Genomic DNA, 19,163 nt, shown 5'->3' with positions numbered 1-19,163 from the left:
CCGGCCGGGACACCGGCGCCCGGTCCACCGCCGGTCACGAGGATCACGGGGAGAGAACATGAGCAAGGCCGTCACCAGCATCACCGCCGTCACCACCACCGCGGCCCGCGGGGCATCAGGGTTGCGTCAAGGACGCTCCCCGGCGGGCCGCTCGTCCCCTTCGCCGGGATTCCTGGCCGTAAGGTCGACGCTGCGTACACAGTGGTGACAGGAAGACAATGGGCTCATGGGACGCGGCAAGCTTCGGATCTACCTCGGTGCGGCTCCGGGCGTGGGCAAGACCTACGCGATGCTCTCCGAGGCCCATCGCCGCATCGAACGCGGGACGGACTGCGTGGTGGCGTTCGTCGAGCACCATCACCGGCCCCGCACCGAGGTGATGCTGCACGGCCTGGAGCAGGTGCCGCGCAGGGAACTGGAGTACCGGGGCGGTGTCTTCTCCGAGATGGACGTCGACGCCGTGCTGCTCCGCGCCCCCGCCGTCGCCCTGGTGGACGAACTGGCGCACACGAACGTGCCCGGCTCCCGCAACGCCAAGCGCTGGCAGGACGTGGAGGAACTGCTCGCCGCCGGCATCGACGTCGTCTCCACCGTCAACATCCAGCACCTGGAGTCACTCGGCGACGTCGTCGAGTCGATAACGGGTGTGCGCCAGCGCGAGACCGTTCCGGACGAGGTGGTGCGACGGGCCGACCAGATCGAGCTGGTCGACATGTCGCCGCCGGCCCTGCGCCGCCGCATGGCCCACGGCAACATCTACAAGCCCGACAAGGTCGACGCGGCGCTGTCCAACTACTTCCGTCCGGGCAATCTCACGGCCCTGCGCGAGCTCGCGCTGCTGTGGGTCGCCGACCGGGTCGACGAATACCTGACCGAGTACCGCAGCGAGCACCGGGTCTCCAAGATCTGGGGGTCCCGGGAGCGGATCGTCGTCGGGCTGACGGGCGGTCCGGAGGGGCGGACGCTGATCCGGCGTGCCGCGCGACTGGCCGAGAAGGGGGCGGGCGGAGAGGTCATGGCCGTGTACATCGCCCGCAGCGACGGACTGACCTCCGCCTCGCCCAAGGAGCTGGCGGTGCAGCGCACCCTGGTCGAGGACCTGGGCGGCACCTTCCACCACGTGGTCGGCGACGACATCCCCGCCTCCCTGCTGGACTTCGCGCGCGGCGTCAACGCCACCCAGATCGTCCTCGGCTCCTCCCGCCGCAAGACCTGGCAGTACGTCTTCGGTCCCGGCGTCGGCACCACGGTCGCCCGGGAGTCGGGACCCGACCTGGACGTCCACATCGTCACCCACGAGGAGGTCGCCAAGGGGCGCGGTCTGCCGGTGGCGCGCGGAGCACGGCTCGGGCGCTCCCGGATCATCTGGGGCTGGGCGGTCGGCATCGGCGGCCCCGTGGCCATGGCCCTGCTGCTCAACACGATCGACCTCGGCCTCGCCAACGACATGCTGCTGTTCCTGGCGGTCACGGTCGCGGCCGCCCTGCTCGGCGGACTGCTCCCGGCCCTCGCCTCGGCCGCCTTCGGCTCGCTGCTGCTGAACTACTTCTACACACCGCCCCTGCACCGGCTGACCGTCGCCGACCCGAAGAACATCGTCGCCATCGTGATCTTCGTGGGCGTCGCCGTCTCCGTGGCGTCGGTGGTGGACCTGGCCGCCCGGCGTACGCACCAGGCGGCGCGGCTCCGGGCCGAGTCGGAGATCCTGTCCTTCCTGGCGGGCAGTGTGCTGCGCGGCGAGACCAGCCTGGAGGCGCTGCTGGAGCGCGTCCGGGAGACCTTCGGAATGGAATCCGTCGCCCTGCTGGAGCGCGCGGGCGACGTCGACCCGTGGACGTGCGCGGGCAGCGCGGGACCGAAGCCCGCGACCCGCCCCGAGGACGCCGACGTCGACATGCCGGTCGGAGACCACATGGCGCTCGCCCTGTCCGGACGGGTCCTGCCCGCCTCCGACCGCCGGGTGCTGGCCGCGTTCGCCGCGCAGGCCGTGGTGGTCCTGGACCGCCAGCGCCTGCAGCACGAGGCGGACCAGGCCAAGGAACTGGCGGAGGGGAACCGCATCCGCACCGCCCTGCTGGCCGCGGTGAGCCACGACCTGCGCACCCCGCTCGCCGGCATCAAGGCGGCGGTCTCCTCCCTGCGCTCCGACGACGTGGCCTGGTCGGACGAGGACCAGGCCGAGCTCCTCGCGGGCATCGAGGACGGTGCCGACCGCCTCGACCACCTCGTGGGCAACCTGCTGGACATGTCCCGGCTCCAGACCGGCACGGTCGCTCCGCTGATCCGGGAGATCGACCTGGACGAGGTCGTCCCGATGGCGCTCGGCGGCGTCCCCGAGGACAGCGTGGTCCTGGAGATACCGGAGAGCCTGCCGATGGTCGCCGTCGACGCCGGGCTCCTGGAACGCGCCGTCGCCAACCTCGTCGAGAACGCCGTCAAGTACAGCCCCTTCGGCGAACGGGTCCTGGTGGCCGCGAGTGCCATGGCCGACCGCGTGGAGGTCCGCGTGGTGGACCGCGGCCCCGGTGTCCCGGACGACGCCAAGGACCGGATCTTCGCGCCCTTCCAGCGCTACGGCGACGCCCCGCGCGGCACGGGAGTGGGCCTCGGCCTCGCGGTCGCGCGCGGCTTCGCCGAGGCGATGGGCGGCACCCTCAACGCCGAGGACACCCCCGGCGGCGGACTCACCATGGTGCTGACGGTGCGGGCGGTGGACCGCCGTCCCGACCTGGCAGCCCGATCAGCAGCCGCAGAAAGGCAGGCTTCATGACCCGGGTCCTCGTGGTCGACGACGAGCCGCAGATCACCCGAGCCCTCGTGATCAACCTCAAGGCACGCAAGTACGAGGTCGACGCGGCCCCCGACGGAGCCACCGCGCTCCAGCTCGCCGCCGCCCGTCACCCCGACGTCGTCGTGCTCGACCTCGGCCTGCCCGACATGGACGGCGTCGAGGTGATCAAGGGGCTGCGCGGCTGGACGCGGGTGCCGATCCTGGTGCTGTCGGCCCGGCACTCCTCGGACGAGAAGGTCGAGGCCCTCGACGCGGGCGCCGACGACTACGTCACCAAGCCGTTCGGCATGGACGAACTGCTCGCCCGGCTGCGTGCCGCCGTCCGTCGCGCGGAGCCCACGGGCGGCGGCGAGGACGACGTGATCGTGGAGACCGCCGGGTTCACCGTCGACCTGGCGGCGAAGAAGGTGCACCGCGACGGGCGGGACGTCCGGCTCACCCCCACGGAGTGGCATCTGCTGGACGTGCTCGTCCGCAACTCCGGCCGCCTCGTCAGCCAGAAGCAACTGCTCCAGGAGGTCTGGGGCCCGTCCTACGGCACGGAGACCAACTATCTGCGGGTCTACATGGCGCAGCTCCGCCGCAAGCTGGAGGTGGACCCCTCGCACCCGAAGCACTTCATCACCGAACCGGGGATGGGGTACAGGTTCGAACGGTGACGCGATCATGCCCCTTCGATCGTCTGTGCGGGCCGCGACGGTCGCCCGACCGGGCGCGGACCGCGGGCGGTTCGGCCGGCGGTGCCGCGGGTACGAAGCTGTCGGTGCCCCCCGGTACGCTTTCGGTATGAGTGCTGTTCCTCGTTCCGAAAAGCCGGCGGGCCGGTTCCGGCGCATGATGGACCGGCTCTCCTCGTCCCAGGAGGACCTGGAGTCGGAGGAGCTGCGGGAGGACACGGCGACCGCCGGCTGCACCCGGATCGGTGACTGCCACGACCGGCAGATAGTCACGGTTACTGGTACCTTGCGCACGGTCACTCTGCGGCCGAGGGCCGGTGTCCCGGCCCTGGAGGCCGAGCTGTTCGACGGCTCGGCCGCTCTGGACGTGGTCTGGCTCGGCCGCCGTTCCATCGTCGGCATCGAGCCCGGACGCAAGCTGATCGCTTCCGGCCGTATCTCGATGAGCCGGGGCCGTAGGGTGTTGTTCAATCCGAAGTACGAACTCAGACCCCTCGGACGGGAGTAGCCGGTGACGTCGCTCGACAAGCCGACCGAAGACGCCCAGGACGCCCAGCAGGATGCACGGGCGGTGACCGAGGCCGCACTCTTCGAGGCGTTCGGCGGCTTGCGCGGCATGGTCGAGACCGTGGTGCCGGGCCTGCTCTTCGTCACCACCTTCACGATCAACAAGGACCTGCACTGGGCGGCGATCGCCGCCCTCGCGGTGTCCCTGCTGCTCGTCGTGGTCCGCCTGGTGCGGCGCGACACGGTGAAGCACGCCTTCAGCGGTGTCTTCGGTGTCGCCTTCGGCGTGGTCTTCGCGATGATGACCGGCAACGCGAAGGACTTCTACCTGCCGGGCATGCTCTACACGCTCGGTCTCGCCGTCGCCTACATCGTGACCACCCTGGCGGGCGTCCCGCTGATCGGTCTGATCCTCGGCCCGGTCTTCAAGGAGAACCTCTCCTGGCGCACCCGCAACCCCGGCCGCAAGAAGGCGTACGCGAAGGCCAGTTGGGCCTGGGGCCTGATCCTGCTCGCCAAGTGCGCGGTGCTGTTCCCGCTCTACTGGTGGGCCGACACGGCCCAGTTCGGCTGGGTCCTGATCGCCCTGAAGATCCCGCCGTTCCTGCTCGCCGTCTGGCTCACCTGGGTCTTCCTGGCCAAGGCGCCGCCGCCCATCGACGTGTTCGCGGAGATGGAGGCCGAGGAGCAGGCGGAGAAGGAGCGCAAGGCCGCTCTCGCGCAGGAGCGCGGGGACGCCCCGGCTCCGGCCAGGCACCGCCGGGAGGCGTGAGCCCGGCAGGTCCGAGGACGCCTCCGGCCGGCTGAGCACGAACCGGGGTACGAGGCAGAGGTACGACGAAGGGGGCGCCCGGAATTCCGGGCGCCCCCTTCGTCGTACCTCTGCGCGAGACGCGAGACGCGTCCCGCCGGCGGACGTCGTACCGCCGGCGGGACGGAACGGCTACTTCGTCGTGCTCGTGTCGCGGCGCACCGACAGCAGGTCCTCGAGCTGTTCCTCACGGGCCTGGGCGGCCACGAAGAGGAGTTCGTCGCCCGCCTCCAGGGAGTCCTCCCGGGAGGGGGTCAGGACGCGGGTGCCGCGGATGATGGTCACCAGCGAGGTGTCCTCCGGCCACGCCACGTCACCGACGGTCGTGCCGGCGAGGGCGGACTCGGGCGGCAGGGTCAGCTCGACGAGGTTGGCGTCGCCGTGGCTGAAGCGGAGCAGCCGCACGAGGTCGCCGACGCTCACCGCCTCCTCCACGAGCGCCGACATCAGGCGCGGGGTGGAGACGGCGACGTCCACGCCCCAGGACTCGTTGAACAGCCACTCGTTCTTGGGATTGTTCACGCGGGCGACGACGCGCGGGACGCCGTACTCGGTCTTCGCGAGCAGCGAGACCACGAGGTTGACCTTGTCGTCCCCGGTGGCCGCGATGACCACGTTGCAGCGCTGCAGCGCCGCCTCGTCCAGCGAGGTGATCTCGCAGGCGTCGGCGAGCAGCCACTCCGCCTGCGGGACGCGCTCGACCGAGATGGCGGTCGGCGCCTTGTCGATCAGCAGGATCTCGTGGCCGTTCTCCAGGAGTTCGCCCGCGATCGAGCGGCCCACGGCACCGGCACCGGCAATGGCGACTCTCATCAGTGCCCCGCCTCTTCCTCAGGGCCCTTGGCGAACGCCGCCTCGACCTTGTCCACCTCGTCGGTCCGCATCATCACGTGCACCAGGTCGCCCTCCTGCAGCACCGTCTGCGAGCTGGGCAGGACCGCCTCGCCCAGCCGGGTGAGGAAGGCGACGCGCACGCCCGTCTCGTCCTGGAGGCGGCTGATCTTGTGGCCCACCCAGGCGACGGAGGTGTGCACCTCGGCGAGCTGCACGCCGCCCGTGGGGTCCCGCCACAGCGGTTCGGCACCCGAGGGCAGCAGCCGGCGGAGCATCTGGTCCGCCGTCCAGCGGACGGTGGCGACCGTCGGGATGCCCAGGCGCTGGTAGACCTCGGCGCGGCGGGGGTCGTAGATACGGGCGGCGACGTTCTCGATGCCGAACATCTCGCGGGCCACGCGGGCGGCGATGATGTTCGAGTTGTCACCGCTGGAGACCGCGGCGAAGGCCCCGGCCTCCTCGATGCCCGCCTCGCGCAGGGTGTCCTGGTCGAAGCCGACCCCGGTGACGCGACGGCCGCCGAACCCGGAGCCCAGCCGCCTAAAAGCGGTGGGGTCCTGGTCGATCACGGCGACCGTGTGCCCCTGTTGCTCCAGGTTCTGGGCAAGAGCGGAACCTACTCTTCCGCAGCCCATGATGACGATGTGCACGACCGTCCTTCCGCATGAATGGTTACGGCTCAGGCTAAACAGGGTCTCAGACCGCCGCCCAAGCTACACACGCACGGTCCACCAGGGGCTTCGTTGCGCAGGTTCGCCTGTGCCTTTTTCGCGGAGCGTTCGGGGGACGGGGGTGAACGGCGGCGAACGCGCGGGGTTCAGCGCCGTGTGATGCTGCGAACACTCGCCAGGGTGAGGATTCCGAGGCCGGCCAGCGCCACGGCCGCGCCGATGAGCTCAGCGGTCAGATGCATGGGTCCTCCAGGGCGGTCGGGGCCGGGGTTTTGTCATATAGACACGTGGATCTCCGGTGCTGCGGAATCCGCAGCCGGAGCCACCCCGTTTTCACCCGGAGAGCAGATCACGTGCAGAACGGGGAAGGCGGGTGGGCGACTGCCAGTTCGAACCCTTACGATTCCCTGTTGTGTCCAAACTGACCGACGTGCCCAAGCGGATCCTCATCGGGCGTGCACTGCGCAGCGACCGGCTGGGGGAAACGCTTCTGCCGAAGCGCATCGCCCTCCCCGTCTTCGCATCCGACCCGCTCTCCTCCGTGGCGTACGCGCCCGGAGAAGTCCTGCTGGTCCTCTCCATCGCGGGCGTGTCGGCCTACCACTTCAGCCCCTGGATCGCGGTCGCGGTCGTCGTGCTGATGTTCACGGTGGTCGCCTCCTACCGCCAGAACGTGCACGCCTACCCGAGCGGCGGCGGCGACTACGAGGTCGCGACCACCAACCTCGGTCCGCGGGCCGGCCTCACCGTCGCCAGCGCGCTGCTCGTCGACTACGTCCTCACCGTCGCCGTCTCCATCGCCTCCGGCATCGAGAACCTCGGCTCGGCGGTGCCGTTCGTGGTGGAGCACAAGGTCTTCTGCGCGGTCGCCGTCATCGTGCTGCTCACGCTGATGAACCTGCGCGGGGTCAAGGAGTCCGGAAAGCTCTTCGCGATCCCGACCTACGTCTTCGTCGCCGGCGTCTTCATCATGATCGCCTGGGGTGCCTTCCGCGGGCTCGTGCTCGGCGACACCATGCACGCGCCGACCGCCGAGTACCACATCAAGGCCGAGCACCAGGGACTCGCGGGCTTCGCCCTCGTCTTCCTGCTGCTGCGCGCCTTCTCGTCCGGCTGTGCGGCGCTCACCGGCGTCGAGGCGATCTCCAACGGCGTCCCCGCCTTCCGCAAGCCGAAGTCGAAGAACGCCGCGACCACGCTCGCGGCGATGGGCCTGCTCGCCGTCACCATGTTCTGCGGCATCATCGCCCTGGCCATGGCCACCAACGTGCGCATGGCCGAGAACCCCGCCACGGACCTGATCCACAACGGCGTGGCGGTCGGCGCCGACTACGTCCAGAACCCGGTGATCTCCCAGGTCGCCGAGGCCGTGTTCGGCAAGGGCAGCTTCCTGTTCATCCTGCTGGCCGCCGCCACCGCCCTCGTCCTGTTCCTGGCCGCGAACACCGCGTACAACGGCTTCCCGCTCCTCGGTTCGATCCTCGCCCAGGACCGCTACCTGCCGCGCCAGCTCCACACCCGCGGCGACCGCCTGGCCTTCTCGAACGGCATCGTGCTCCTGGCCGGCGCCGCGAGCATGCTCGTCATCATCTACGGGGCCGACTCGACGCGCCTGATCCAGCTCTACATCGTCGGTGTGTTCGTCTCGTTCACTCTCAGCCAGACCGGTATGGTCCGCCACTGGAACCGCCACCTGGCCAGTGAGACCGACCCGGCCAAGCGCAGCCACATGATCCGCTCCCGCGCGATCAACGCCTTCGGCGCCTTCTTCACCGGGCTGGTTCTCGTCGTCGTCCTCGTCACCAAGTTCACGCACGGCGCCTGGGTCGCCCTGCTCGGCATGGTGATCTTCTACGCGACGATGACCGCGATCCGTAAGCACTACGACCGCGTCGCCGAGGAACTGGCCGCACCCGAGGGACCCTCCGACGACAGCGTCCGCCCCTCCCGCGTCCACTCCGTCGTCCTGGTCTCCAAGATCCACCGCCCGGCCCTGCGCGCCCTCGCCTACGCCAAGCTGCTGCGCTCCGACACCCTGGAAGCGCTCAGCGTCAACGTGGACCCGGCCGAGACCAAGACCCTGCGCGACGAGTGGGAGCGGCGCGGCATCGACGTACCGCTGAAGGTCCTCGACTCGCCCTACCGCGAGATCACCCGTCCGGTCGTCGAGTACGTGAAGGGCCTGCGCAAGGAGTCGCCGCGTGACGCGGTCTCCGTGATCATCCCCGAGTACGTCGTCGGTCACTGGTACGAGCACCTGCTGCACAACCAGAGCGCCCTGCGGCTCAAGGGCCGCCTGCTGTTCACCCCGGGCGTCATGGTCACCTCCGTGCCCTACCAGCTGGAGTCGTCCGAGGCCGCCAAGCTGCGCGCCCGCAAGCGCCAGGACTGGAACGCCCCGGGCGCGGTGCGCCGGGGACCGGCCCAGGTACGGCCCAAGGAGCCCACCCAGAAGAGCTGACGGGGGCGGGAAGCGCGCCGAGTGCTCGCGGACGAGGCGGGAAGCGGTGCCGTGAGCACGTAGACTGGACGGCTGTTGTCCGGCCGTGTTCCCCGGCCGTTTCCCCCTCTCATCTGGAGTCACCCCACCATGCAGGCAGAACCGAAGAAGTCGCTGGTGGGGGACGAGTACGAGGTCGAGATCGGCCCCGTGGCGCACGGCGGGCACTGCATCGCCCGGACGGACGAGGGCCAGGTCCTCTTCGTCCGGCACGCGCTGCCCGGTGAGCGGGTCGTCGCCCGGGTGACCGAGGGCGAGGAGGGCGCGCGGTTCCTGCGCGCCGACGCCGTACGCATCATCGACGCCTCCAAGGACCGCGTCGAGGCGCCCTGCCCGTACGCGGGACCCGGCCGCTGCGGCGGCTGCGACTGGCAGCACGCCAAGCCCGGCGCGCAGCGCCGCCTCAAGGGCGAGGTCATCGCCGAGCAGCTGCAGCGCCTCGCGGGTCTCACCCCCGAGGAGGCCGGCTGGGACGGCACGGTGATGCCCGCCGAGGGCGACAAGCTGCCCGCCGGCGAAGTCCCGCAGTGGCGCACGCGCGTCCAGTACGCCGTCGACCCGGACGGCAACGCCGGACTGCGCCGCCACCGCTCGCACGAGGTCGAGCCCATCGAGCGCTGCATGATCGCCGCGCCGGGTGTCACCGAACTCGGCATCGAGGAGCGCGACTGGTCCGGCATGGAGGCCGTCGAGGCGATCGCCGCGACCGGTTCCCAGGACCGCATGGTGATCCTGGAGCCCCGCCCCGGCGCCAGGCTCCCCCTGGTCGAACTCGACAAGCCGGTCTCGGTGATGCGGGTCGCCGAACAGGACGGCGGCATCCACCGCGTCCACGGCCGCGCCTTCGTGCGCGAGCGCGCCGACGGCCGCACCCACCGGGTCGGCAGCGGCGGCTTCTGGCAGGTCCACCCGATGGCCGCCGACACCCTCGTCAAGGCCGTCATGCAGGGCCTGCTGCCCCGCAAGGGCGAGATGGCCCTGGACCTCTACTGCGGTGTCGGCCTCTTCGCGGGTGCCCTCGCGGACCGCCTGGGCGACCAGGGCGCGGTCCTCGGCATCGAGTCCGGCAAGCGCGCGGTGGAGGACGCCCGGCACAACCTCGCCGGCTTCGACCGCGTCCGCATCGAACAGGGCAAGGTCGAGGCGGTCCTGCCGCGCACCGGCATCACCGAGGTCGACATCATCGTCCTGGACCCGCCCCGCGCGGGCGCCGGCAAGAAGACGGTCGAGCACCTGGCGTCCCTCGGCGCCCGCCGCATCGCCTACGTGGCCTGCGACCCGGCGGCCCTGGCCCGCGACCTGGCGTACTTCCGCGACGGCGGGTACAAGGTGCGGACGCTCCGGGCGTTCGACCTGTTCCCGATGACGCACCACGTGGAGTGTGTCGCGATCCTGGAGCCGGCGACCAAGGGGGCCTGACCCGCGGGTTCGTCGGCCCGGACGGCTTCCCTTGACGTGTTCCCCTGCACACGGCACGTCGATCCGGGAAGCATCCGCCGTCCCTGGACACCGCCTGGTCGTGGCCGTCGGGACGACGCGCGGTCGGCGGCCGTTCTCCGGGGTTCGGTGGGCGCGGGTCCTGGCCCCGGTGAACAGGACGGTGCTCCCATGGTTCGGTGCGGCTGCCGCGCTGAGCCGGCGGCGATCCGCCACGGGCACGCCCAGGGCGCTCACCGCTCACTGATCGCGTCCCCTGTCACAGAGTCGGCAGACGCAGGGCGAGCAGGGCCACGTCGTCGGTGCTGCCAGGCGGCATACGGGCCAGCAGATGGTCGCACAGCGTGTCCAGCGGCGCGTGGGCGAGCGCGAGGGCGTGGCGGCGCAGCCGCTCCAGGCCGGTGCCGAGGTCGCTGCCGGGGACCTCGACCAGGCCGTCGGTGTAGAGCAGCAAGGTCGAACCCGGCGGCAAGGGGTGCGTGGCGTCCGGCCGGCCCACGCGGGTGTCCAGGGGGGCGCCGAGGATGATTCCCTGTCCGGCTTCGAGGTACTGCGCGTGTCCGCCGGGGGACAGGAGGAGAGGCGGCGGGTGTCCGGCGTTGGTCCACCGCAGGGTCCATGGGCCGGTGTGCGGGTGGCCCTCGACCTGTGCGAGGACGAGGGTGGCCATGGGGACGGTGGTGATGGCGGGCATGGAGTCGTCGAGGCGGTCGACGACAGCGCCGGGCGATCCGGTGCGGTCCCAGGCCAGGGACCGCAGGATGCCGTGCAGTTGGGCCATTCCGGCGGCCGCGGTCAGGTCGTGGCCGACGACGTCGCCGATGACCAGCGCGAGCGTGCCGTCCTTCAGCTCGAACGCGTCGTACCAGTCGCCGCCGACCTGGGAGCCGGCGGGGGCGGGCTGGTAGCGGGCAGCCAGGCGCAGGCGGCCGGGCTGGGGCAGCGGGGCGAGCAGGTTGTGCTGCATGGCCTCGGCGACGGCGCGCTGGCGGCCGAACCGCCGTGCGTTGTCGATGACCAGACCGACCCGGCGGCCGATGTCGCTCACCACCGCCAGGTCGGCGGCGTCGAAGGGATGCGCCGGATCGGTGCGCACCACCGTGAGAGCGCCGGTGATCCGCTGGTATGAGCCCAGCGGGACCGTGATGGCGGACGTCGCGTCCACCGTCCGCAGGAAGTCGCGGTGGGCGACGGCCAGGGGAGGGCCGGGCGCTGTGGTCGTCTCCGCCGCGTTCTGCTCGTCCGGCTCGTTCTGCAGTACGGGATCACCTCCGCGCAGCACCTGGACGAGAACCGAGCGGTCCGCCTCCCTGGAGGGCAGGCGCTCGCGCCTGCCCTCCAGGGAGGCATCCCGGCCCGCGGGGCCGGTCACCGCAACTCGGTGGACCTGTCCGGAGCCGGTCCGGAGGTCAACCGCCACCCAGTCGGCGAGGCGAGGAACCAGCAGGCGGCCCAGCCGGGCGAGTGCCTCGTCGGTCTCCAGGGTCTGACCCAGGACGTCGGTGATCTCCGCGACCAGCGTCAGCCGTTCGTTGAGGTCCTCCAGGGCACTCGTATAGGCCGCACGCTCCCGGCGCCCGCTGCGGTCGTTCGTGATGTCGGTGAACAGCACGGCCATGCCCTTGAACGAGCCGCCGTCCGTCAGGGGAGAGGCGGACCACGAGATCGTGACCAGGCGACCGTCACCGCGCATGTAGCTGTCGCCCTCCCCACGCGCGGCGGCCCCCTCGGCCAGCGCCCGGAGCAGCGGGCACCGTTCGCGCAGGAGCGTGCCGCCGTCCGCGTCCCGGTGCAGCAGATCGTGCGCGTCCTTCCCGCGTATCGCGCGGGTGGCTCGGCCCAGCAGCCGTTCGGCGGCCGAGTTGGCGTCGAGGATCCGGCCGACCGGATCCACCACCATCAGGGCTGTGCTCAGCTGCTCGACGACCTGCCGCCAGAAGTCCGGTTCGGCCGCCGGCCACGGCCGCCCCTCACCTCCCCCACCGGGTGCCGCATCCTCCACCACGCCGCCCTCCAGCCACGACAGCCTCCCACCGAGGACTGTGGGCGCGTCAGGGAAACGGACATATCGGTACCGATGATCCCCCGACTGGAACCAGCTCGCACGGCCGACGCGAGATCCCGCTCGCCCACCTTCGGTCCGATGAACGGGGGCTTCCGCGCAGGCCCTCTGGCGTTCGGGTCCCGAAGGGGCGGCACCACCCGTCCCGGGCGAGTGCCTGCCCACGGCCAGGGGATTCCTCCGGGGGCCTGTCCCCGTAAACGCGACGCCGCTTCCGAAGCAGCCGTTGTTTCGAACAAAGGGGAGTACGGTGGACACCACGAAGGCTTTCCGTATGCCGGAAATCCGATGCCGGAAATCCGGCCGGTCCCGGACCGCCGTCTCGTGTTCCGCAGTTTTCCGGACCATGTGCCTTCCACCGCACGCAACCGTCCTCACATGGGCAGCCCGTGACCCCGGCCGCGCCATCCGCATCCAGGCCGAGGAGCCAGGTATGCCATTCGGTCCCAGCGCGTCCGCGGCGGTCACACCGCCGGGCCCCGCCCCACCGCCCGAGTGCCACGACGGGACGTCCCCCTTTCCGGCGCCCGCGCGTGACGGCGGTGAGCGGCTGTACGTCACGGTGGCGACGGTGATCGTCGTCCTGCCGCTGGTGTCGATCGGGCTCGCCGGCCGGCTGCACGACCTCCGCCACGCCGACCGCACCAGTGCCCGCCACGGCGTCGACGGCGGTCGGCTCGACCCCTCCGCCGCCGTCATCCGCTTCCTCGAACGCCTCGGCCGGGTGCACGACATGCGCCGGCCGACTGCGGAGCGGGGCGCGGCCCGCCGTGTTCGACGCCGACCACCCAATTTCTCAAGGCAGTTGGCAGGAGCCATTCATGACCACCGCATTGCAGTCCCCGCCTCCTTCCCGACCCCTCCTCCGGCTGCGTCTCGCATCCCGCAGCAGCATGCCCCGGCCCATCGACGGAGCGTGGTGGCCCCGTTCGTCCGATCTGCTCGCCGAACTCCCCCAGCTGCTCGCTGGTCTGCCCAGCGCGTGGGGTCACATCACCAGCGTCACCGTCCACGGGGCGATGTGGCCCGCGGTGCCGGGCCGCATGCTCGTCTTCAACCAGGTCGTACGACTGTGCAGGACCGTGGCGGTATCCGCCCCGCACACGATCGTCCTGCTCGCTCCCGGTCAGGGACGCTGGGACCTGCTGGTCGTGCCTCCGGACACGACCGAGGAGGCTGCGGAACCTCTCATGGCAGCCGCCGCCGGCGATCACGGGTGACGGGACCCGCCCCGGCGCTGCCCGGCCGCGGCGGGAAGCGCGTTCTGCGTGCAGTCACATCCCGGCCGTGCGTTGCCGGTTCCGGCCGTGTGACGAGAGGCACCGCCGTTCCCGTCCTCCCCGCTCCGCGCCCTGCGTCCGTGACGGGCCCGTTCCGCCGTCATGAGCGCAGTCGCGGTCCCCGGCGGACCGGTGTCCGCGCTCGCGGCGGCCATGAGCCGGGCGGCCCAGGCGGCGCCCGGCTCCGAGAGGGGATCACCAGGAGGTCCCGGCGGCGCGTGAGCAGGACGAGGGAGTCCGCGACCCCACACCGATCTCGGGCGGACGCCGTTCGCGGGCATGCCGATCAGCCCTCCTGCCCGGACTGTTTCCTCTGGGGGCGCAGGCCCTGTGCGGGGACTCCTGAGGCCGCTTCTCCGTCGACCGTACGGTCTGTCGGATCTGTCCGAGGAGAGTGAACCCCACCCACTGGCCGGTCGTTCCGGGCAACGTGCCCGTCGCCGGGCACGTGGTGAAGGTGGGCTGGTTCCTGGCCGAGCAGCACCCGCACGAACTGCTGCTGTGCTCGTACCGCATGGGTCACTGGAACCTCTTAATAATCCCGCCGCAGACGACTCCCGCCTCGGCCGCCTGGCTGATGTCCGCCGCGAGGGACCCGCTGGGCACCTCGACCGCGCCTGGTCCGCGGCAGCGAGGAAGACGTACGCCGTCGACGAGATCGTCGCGCCCGCCGTCACGGTCAACCCCTCCGGCAACAGCTACGGGACTTCGACTTGCAGGCCGGTCGGCGGGGCTGACGCGGCCTTCACGGCGGTGTGATCACGTCTCCTGCGGGCTGCGGGCCGAGGCTTCCCGGGTCGTGCCCTCGACGCGAGCGGGCGCAGACCCTCCTCGGAGGGCGAGCCGCGTTCCGGGACCTTCGTATGCTGGGCCTGTGAGGCGGACTTCTTTTGCGAACTGGCCCTGTTCCATCGCGCGCACGATGGATCTGCTCGGCGACTGGTGGACGCCCCTGGTGCTGCGGGAGGCGTTCTACGGGATCAAGCGGTTCGACGCGTTCCAGCAGGAACTCGGCATCGCCCGCAACACGCTGACCGACCGGCTCCGCCGGCTCGTCGACGAGGGGCTCATGGAGAAGCGGGCCTATCAGACGGACCCGGTGCGCTACGACTACGTCCTCACCGAGATGGGCCGGGACTTCTTCGGGGTGCTGGCCGCCATGAACAGCTGGGGCAACCGCTGGCTCAGCGGTGAGCAGGGGCCGCCGGTCGTCTTCCACCACGACCGCTGCGGACACCAGGCCGAGGCCGCCGTCGTGTGCGCCGACTGCGGCGAGCCGATGACGGCCGAGGACACCCGCCCGCGGCTCGGCCCCGGCTATCCGCCCCACCTCGCCGAACGGCCGGACATCCAGCGGCGCTTCACCGACTGAGCGCGGACTCGACGTCCGGTTCCGTTCCCGATCCCGTTCCCGTTCCCGATCCCGCTCCCGGCCCGTGTGCCGGGGGCGGTTTTCCTTGACAGGTAAGTCTATCTACGCAACTCTCAAGCTCAGGGCCCTGGGACAGGTGGAATCCTGGGGGACGAGAGGAAGGCCGGAGACTCATGGAGTGGACGGGCGCCCGCTACGCGGACCAGCCGACCGTCGATGTGCGGACACGGATCGACGCTCCACCGCGACGGGTGTGGGACCTCGTCTCCGACATCCGGCTGATGCCGGACCTGAGCGCCGAACTCCAGTCGGTCGAATGGCTCGACGGTGTGACGGCGCCGCGCCTCGGCGCCCGATTCGTGGGGCGCAGCAGGCACGAGTCGCTGGGGGAGTGGGAGACCACCTCGTACGTGGTGGAGTGCGACCCGTGCCGCGCCTTCGCCTGGGCCGTGTCGGACCTCGAACACCCCAGTGCCGTATGGCGGTTCGGACTGGAGGAGGCCGAAGGCGGTACGGAGCTGACCCAGTGGATGCGGATGGGGCCGGGCCGTTCGGGGCTGTCCTTCGCGATCGACCGGATGCCGGAGAAGGAAGAGAAGATCGTGTTCGTGCGGATGCGGGAGTTCGAGCGGAGCATGACGGAGACCGTCGCGGCGATCAGGAAGCTGGCCGAGAGCCCGGAAGGGGCGGGTGCGTGATGCGGACCTCCACGACGATCGAGGCATCGGCTGGCGACTGGCGGGAGACCGTCGAGTTCGTGGTCGAGGCCGAGAAGCTGGGGATGGACATCTGCTGGGTCGCGGAGGCGTGGGGCGCCGAAGCGCCGTCCCCGCTGGGCTACTTGGCGGCCCGGACCGACCGGCTGCTGCTCGGCTCCGGGATCATCCAGCTCGGGACCCGCACCCCGGCAGCCATCGCCCGTGCCGCGATCACCCTTTCCAACCTCTCCGAGGGGCGCTTCCTCCTCGGCCTCGGTCCCTCCGGGCCCCAGGTGATCGAGGGGCTGCACGGAGTGCCGTTCGCGCGCCCGCTGTCCCGGATGCGGGAAACCGTGGAGATCGTCCGACAGGCCGTCGCCGGGGAGAAACTCTCTTACGAGGGACGGGAGTTCACGATCCCGTTGCCGGGCGGCGAGGCGCGGCCCATGCGGATGTCCATACGGGCCGAGCACGACCTGCCCGTTTATCTCGCCACGCTCTCGCCGAAGATGCTGCACCTGACGGGTGAGATCGCCGACGGCTGGCTGGGCACCAGTTTCGTGCCCGAGGGCGCCAAGGAGGCGTACTTCGACCACCTGGACGCGGGTCTCGCCGCGGCCGGCCGAACCCGTGCCGGCCTCGACATCTGCCAGGGCGCCGAAGTGGCCTTCGCGGAGGACGAGGACGCGCTGCGTGCCATGGTCGCGGGCCGCAAGAAGGAACTCGCCTTCAGCCTGGGCGGAATGGGCTCCGCCACCACCAACTTCTACAACGCCGCCTACAGCAGGCAGGGTTGGGCGGACGTCGCCGCCGAGGTCCATGAGCGCTGGCAGGCCGGTGACCGGGACGGCGCCGCGGGGCTGGTGACCGACGAGATGGTCCTCGGCACCACCCTGATCGGCACCGAGGACATGGTCCGCGAGCGGCTTCGTGTCTGGCGCGCGGCGGGAGTCGACACCGTCCGCTTCTACCCCGCCGGCGCGACCCTGGACGAACGGCTCACGACACTGGGACGCGCGCTGGACCTCGTGGCGGAACAGAACGGGGAAGAGGAGCCGGACCGGAAGGCGGGGGTGGAGCTGGAACAAACGGCGGGGGAGGAGCCGGTGATCGCCGGATAGTTCGGCGGGGGACCGGGGGGCGCGGGGCCGGGTCGTGTGAGCCCGGTTCGTGCGTCGGTGTGTCGGCGGTCCACCTCGTGTTCGTCGAGATAGTCACCCGGTCGGTGGAACCCCCGTGGCGGGGGAGGCATGGCGGGCGGACGCTCGAACTCCCCGATGCTTCCGACAGCGCAGCGAGGTGGTCGAGCATGAGCCAGGACTCTTCGAGGCCTCCGGGCCCCCCGCCCGGTGGCGGCACGGGATCCCAGCCCAGCGGCGGAGACATGCCGCTGTGGGGAGACCAGTGGTCCGGTGCCGCTCCCGCCGCGGGAGGCATGGGGCCGCCGCCCTCGGGCAGCAGCGGCTGGGCGGCGGGCGGAGTCACCTTCGCCGGTGTCCTCATGCTGGTGAACGGCGGCCTCAACATCCTCCAGGGGATCTCCGCGATCGCGAAGGACGACGTCTACACGCGCGTGAACGACTACGTGTACCGGATCAACCTCACCGGCTGGGGCTGGATCCTGCTGATCCTCGGCGCGATCGCCGCCGTCACCGGCTGGGGGATCCTCAAGGACGCGGCCTGGGCCCGGGTCACCGGCATCGTGCTGGCGTCGCTGAGCATGCTGTTCCAGTTCATGTTCCTGCCGTACGCGCCGATCTGGTCGGTCATCCTCCTGGCCATCGACGTCTTCGTCATCTGGGCGCTGGCCACGTACCGGCCCGGCCACCGACAGCCGCGCTGACGCGGAACTCTCCGCCGAGTGGAGCGAGACACGCCATGGATGACGTAAGAGACCGGACGCGAGCAGGTCTGCTCGCCCGGGGCCCTGCGGGCCCCGTCGACGATCCGGAGACGACGTGAGCACCGGAGACGTGGGCGGTGCCGGGGCGAACGGCGCCGGCGCGGACGCGCGCGAGCTCGCCGAACTGCGGGCCCGGGTCGCCGAGCTGGAGAAGCGTCCGCCGAGAGCCGAGCACCACCGCGTCCGGTCGACCTTCGCGGTCGTACTGATCCTCCTCGCGGCCCTGCTCACCCCGCTGAGCGCGGTGGCGGCCTGGTCGAGCGATCTGATCGGCAACACCGACCGGTACGTGGCCACCATGGAGCCACTCGCCTCCGACAAGGACATCCAGGACGCCGTCGCCAACCGGGTGACCGACGCGGTGATGCAGCACGTCGACGTCAAGGCGCTCCTCGAGTCCGTCGCCCCGGCCGACCGGCCCGAACTGAGCAAGGCGATCGGACCGCTCAGCGGTCCGATCACCAGCGGCCTCACCGACTTCGTGCACTCCGTGGCCCTGAAGTTCGTCAGCAGCGACGCCTTCGCCACCCTGTGGACCCAGCTGAACCGGAGAGCCCATGCCGCCGTCGACAAGGCGCTGACCGGCAAGGGCGGCGGAGCGGTCAAGCTCACCAACGACGCGGTCGTCATCGACCTCGCCCCCGTCATCGACCAGGTCAAGCAGGCCCTCGTCGACCAGGGGCTCACCATCGCGGCGAAGATCCCCCAGGTGCACACGAACTTCACCGTGATGACCTCCGAGTCCATCGGCAAGGCCAAGAAGATCTACCGGCTGCTCCAGCTGGTCGGGTTCTGGCTCCCGGTCCTGACCCTGGTGCTGGCGGCGGGCGGTGTGCTGCTCGCCGTACGCAGACGCCGTGCCCTCGTCACGGCGGCGCTCCTGGTGGCGGCCGGGGCCGCCGTCCTCGGCATCGCCCTGTGGATCTTCCGGGAGATCTATCTCGACGGTCTGCCGTCGGACGTCTCCCAGCCCGCCGCCGAGTCGGTCTACGACACCCTGGTGCGCTACCTGCGGACGTCCGTACGGTTGGTGATCACCCTCGGCATCATCGTGGCGCTGGCGGCCTGGCTGACCGGCAGCGGCCGGGCGGCCTCGCGGGTCCTCGCCGCCTGGAAGGGCGGTATCGGTGCCGTGCGCACGTCGACCGGAGTCGAACTGGGCGCGGTCGGGGCGTGGGTGCACCGGGCCAAGACCTGGCTGAACTGGACCGTCGTCGCGGTCGCCGCCGCCATCCTGCTCGTCTGGAACTACCCCACGGCCGCCGTCACCGTGTGGATCGCCGTCCTGGCCCTGCTGGCCCTGGCGATCGTCGAGTTCCTGGACGACGACGGCACCCCGCACCTGACCGGGTCCGGCGACGGGCCGGTGACGGGGGCGCCGGAAGCCCGGAGCCCCGCCTGATCCGTCCGCGTCCACGTCCGCCGCGTTCTCCGGACGCTCCCCGCGTCACCTCGCATCACCCGGCATCACCTGGCGTCCGTCGACCTCCGTCGGGGGGGGGCGGGGCCGGGGGGGGGGGGCCGGCGGGGGGGGGCGGGGGCCGGGGGCGCGTGGGGGGGGGGGTTGTGGAGGCGGCGGGGAGTGATAAGATCCCCAACATAATGTGGGGACGCGCCGGC

The 19,163-nt window shown here is 71.2% G+C and carries 15 protein-coding genes and 1 pseudogene; 13 read left to right on the top strand and 3 right to left on the bottom strand.

The features are described from left to right. The first annotated feature begins 226 nt into the window (after nt 1-226). The 4 genes from ACFYYF_RS19755 to ACFYYF_RS19740 all read left to right on the top strand — a co-directional run bounded on the left by ACFYYF_RS19755 (nt 227) and on the right by ACFYYF_RS19740 (nt 4,747). Nucleotides 227-2,770, top strand: coding sequence for an ATP-binding protein (locus ACFYYF_RS19755; protein WP_388777347.1), 2,544 nt, complete (start codon nt 227-229; stop codon nt 2,768-2,770). Further along, nucleotides 2,767-3,450 (top strand): response regulator, encoded by a 684-nt coding sequence (locus ACFYYF_RS19750; protein WP_361693153.1) that lies wholly within the window; start codon nt 2,767-2,769, stop codon nt 3,448-3,450. The genes ACFYYF_RS19755 and ACFYYF_RS19750 overlap by 4 nt, the downstream gene beginning before the upstream one ends. Before the next feature lie 127 nt (nt 3,451-3,577). After that, nucleotides 3,578-3,976, top strand: coding sequence for an OB-fold nucleic acid binding domain-containing protein (locus tag ACFYYF_RS19745; protein WP_078943188.1), 399 nt, complete (start codon nt 3,578-3,580; stop codon nt 3,974-3,976). Between the two features lie 3 nt (nt 3,977-3,979). Beyond that, on the top strand, nt 3,980-4,747 hold the full coding sequence (locus tag ACFYYF_RS19740; RefSeq protein WP_388777344.1) for a DUF3159 domain-containing protein: 768 nt from the start codon (nt 3,980-3,982) through the stop codon (nt 4,745-4,747). Nucleotides 4,748-4,918: 171 nt separating this feature from the next. Here ACFYYF_RS19740 and ACFYYF_RS19735 read toward each other — a convergent pair whose 3' ends face one another. Both ACFYYF_RS19735 and ACFYYF_RS19730 read right to left on the bottom strand, forming a co-directional pair. Then, nucleotides 4,919-5,599 carry a TrkA family potassium uptake protein gene (locus ACFYYF_RS19735; protein WP_326785033.1) on the bottom strand — a complete coding sequence of 227 codons (681 nt, stop codon included), beginning with the start codon at nt 5,597-5,599 and terminating at the stop codon, nt 4,919-4,921. After that, entirely contained in the window at nt 5,599-6,270 is a 672-nt protein-coding gene (locus tag ACFYYF_RS19730) for a TrkA family potassium uptake protein (RefSeq protein WP_326785032.1), read from the bottom strand. Before ACFYYF_RS19730 ends, ACFYYF_RS19735 begins: the two co-directional genes overlap by 1 nt. Before the next feature lie 433 nt (nt 6,271-6,703). Here ACFYYF_RS19730 and ACFYYF_RS19725 point away from each other — a divergent pair, with 433 nt between their 5' ends. Together ACFYYF_RS19725 and ACFYYF_RS19720 are read left to right on the top strand one after the other, a co-directional pair. Further along, nucleotides 6,704-8,752, top strand: a complete 2,049-nt coding sequence (locus ACFYYF_RS19725) for an APC family permease (RefSeq protein WP_388777341.1) — start codon at nt 6,704-6,706, stop codon at nt 8,750-8,752. 129 nt (nt 8,753-8,881) lie between these two features. Then, nucleotides 8,882-10,210 (top strand): class I SAM-dependent RNA methyltransferase, encoded by a 1,329-nt coding sequence (locus ACFYYF_RS19720; protein WP_388777339.1) that lies wholly within the window; start codon nt 8,882-8,884, stop codon nt 10,208-10,210. Between the two features lie 277 nt (nt 10,211-10,487). Here the strand turns inward: ACFYYF_RS19720 and ACFYYF_RS19715 are convergent, their stop codons facing one another. Beyond that, nucleotides 10,488-12,233, bottom strand: a complete 1,746-nt coding sequence (locus tag ACFYYF_RS19715; RefSeq protein ID WP_388777336.1) for a SpoIIE family protein phosphatase — start codon at nt 12,231-12,233, stop codon at nt 10,488-10,490. A gap of 878 nt (nt 12,234-13,111) precedes the next feature. On the opposite strand from ACFYYF_RS19715, the gene ACFYYF_RS19710 reads away from it, so the two are divergent. The 7 genes and pseudogenes from ACFYYF_RS19710 (at nt 13,112) to ACFYYF_RS19680 (ending at nt 18,945) form a co-directional block, all read left to right on the top strand. Next, on the top strand, nt 13,112-13,510 hold the full coding sequence (locus ACFYYF_RS19710) for a DUF5994 family protein (protein WP_388777333.1): 399 nt from the start codon (nt 13,112-13,114) through the stop codon (nt 13,508-13,510). A gap of 436 nt (nt 13,511-13,946) precedes the next feature. Further along, a pseudogene (locus ACFYYF_RS19705) lies at nt 13,947-14,186 on the top strand (DUF5994 family protein); the annotation flags it as partial. 258 nt (nt 14,187-14,444) lie between these two features. Continuing rightward, on the top strand, nt 14,445-14,942 hold the full coding sequence (locus ACFYYF_RS19700; protein ID WP_361681793.1) for a helix-turn-helix domain-containing protein: 498 nt from the start codon (nt 14,445-14,447) through the stop codon (nt 14,940-14,942). Between the two features lie 173 nt (nt 14,943-15,115). Then, a complete protein-coding gene (locus ACFYYF_RS19695; RefSeq protein WP_388777331.1) occupies nt 15,116-15,640 on the top strand; it encodes an SRPBCC family protein in 525 nt (174 codons plus the stop codon). Continuing rightward, a complete protein-coding gene (locus tag ACFYYF_RS19690; protein ID WP_388777587.1) occupies nt 15,640-16,761 on the top strand; it encodes an LLM class flavin-dependent oxidoreductase in 1,122 nt (373 codons plus the stop codon). The genes ACFYYF_RS19695 and ACFYYF_RS19690 overlap by 1 nt, the downstream gene beginning before the upstream one ends. 188 nt (nt 16,762-16,949) lie before the next feature. Then, nucleotides 16,950-17,483, top strand: coding sequence for a hypothetical protein (locus ACFYYF_RS19685; protein WP_388777329.1), 534 nt, complete (start codon nt 16,950-16,952; stop codon nt 17,481-17,483). Nucleotides 17,484-17,598: 115 nt separating this feature from the next. Further along, nucleotides 17,599-18,945, top strand: coding sequence for a hypothetical protein (locus ACFYYF_RS19680; protein ID WP_361681799.1), 1,347 nt, complete (start codon nt 17,599-17,601; stop codon nt 18,943-18,945). Nucleotides 18,946-19,163 lie beyond the last annotated feature (218 nt).

Origin of the sequence: Streptomyces sp. NPDC001914 (assembly GCF_042891215.1) — a bacterium.
Taxonomy (GTDB): Bacteria; Actinomycetota; Actinomycetes; order Streptomycetales; family Streptomycetaceae; genus Streptomyces.
The sequence above is the reverse complement of the archived record's forward strand: the minus strand, read 5'-3'. Positions and strand labels throughout refer to the sequence as shown.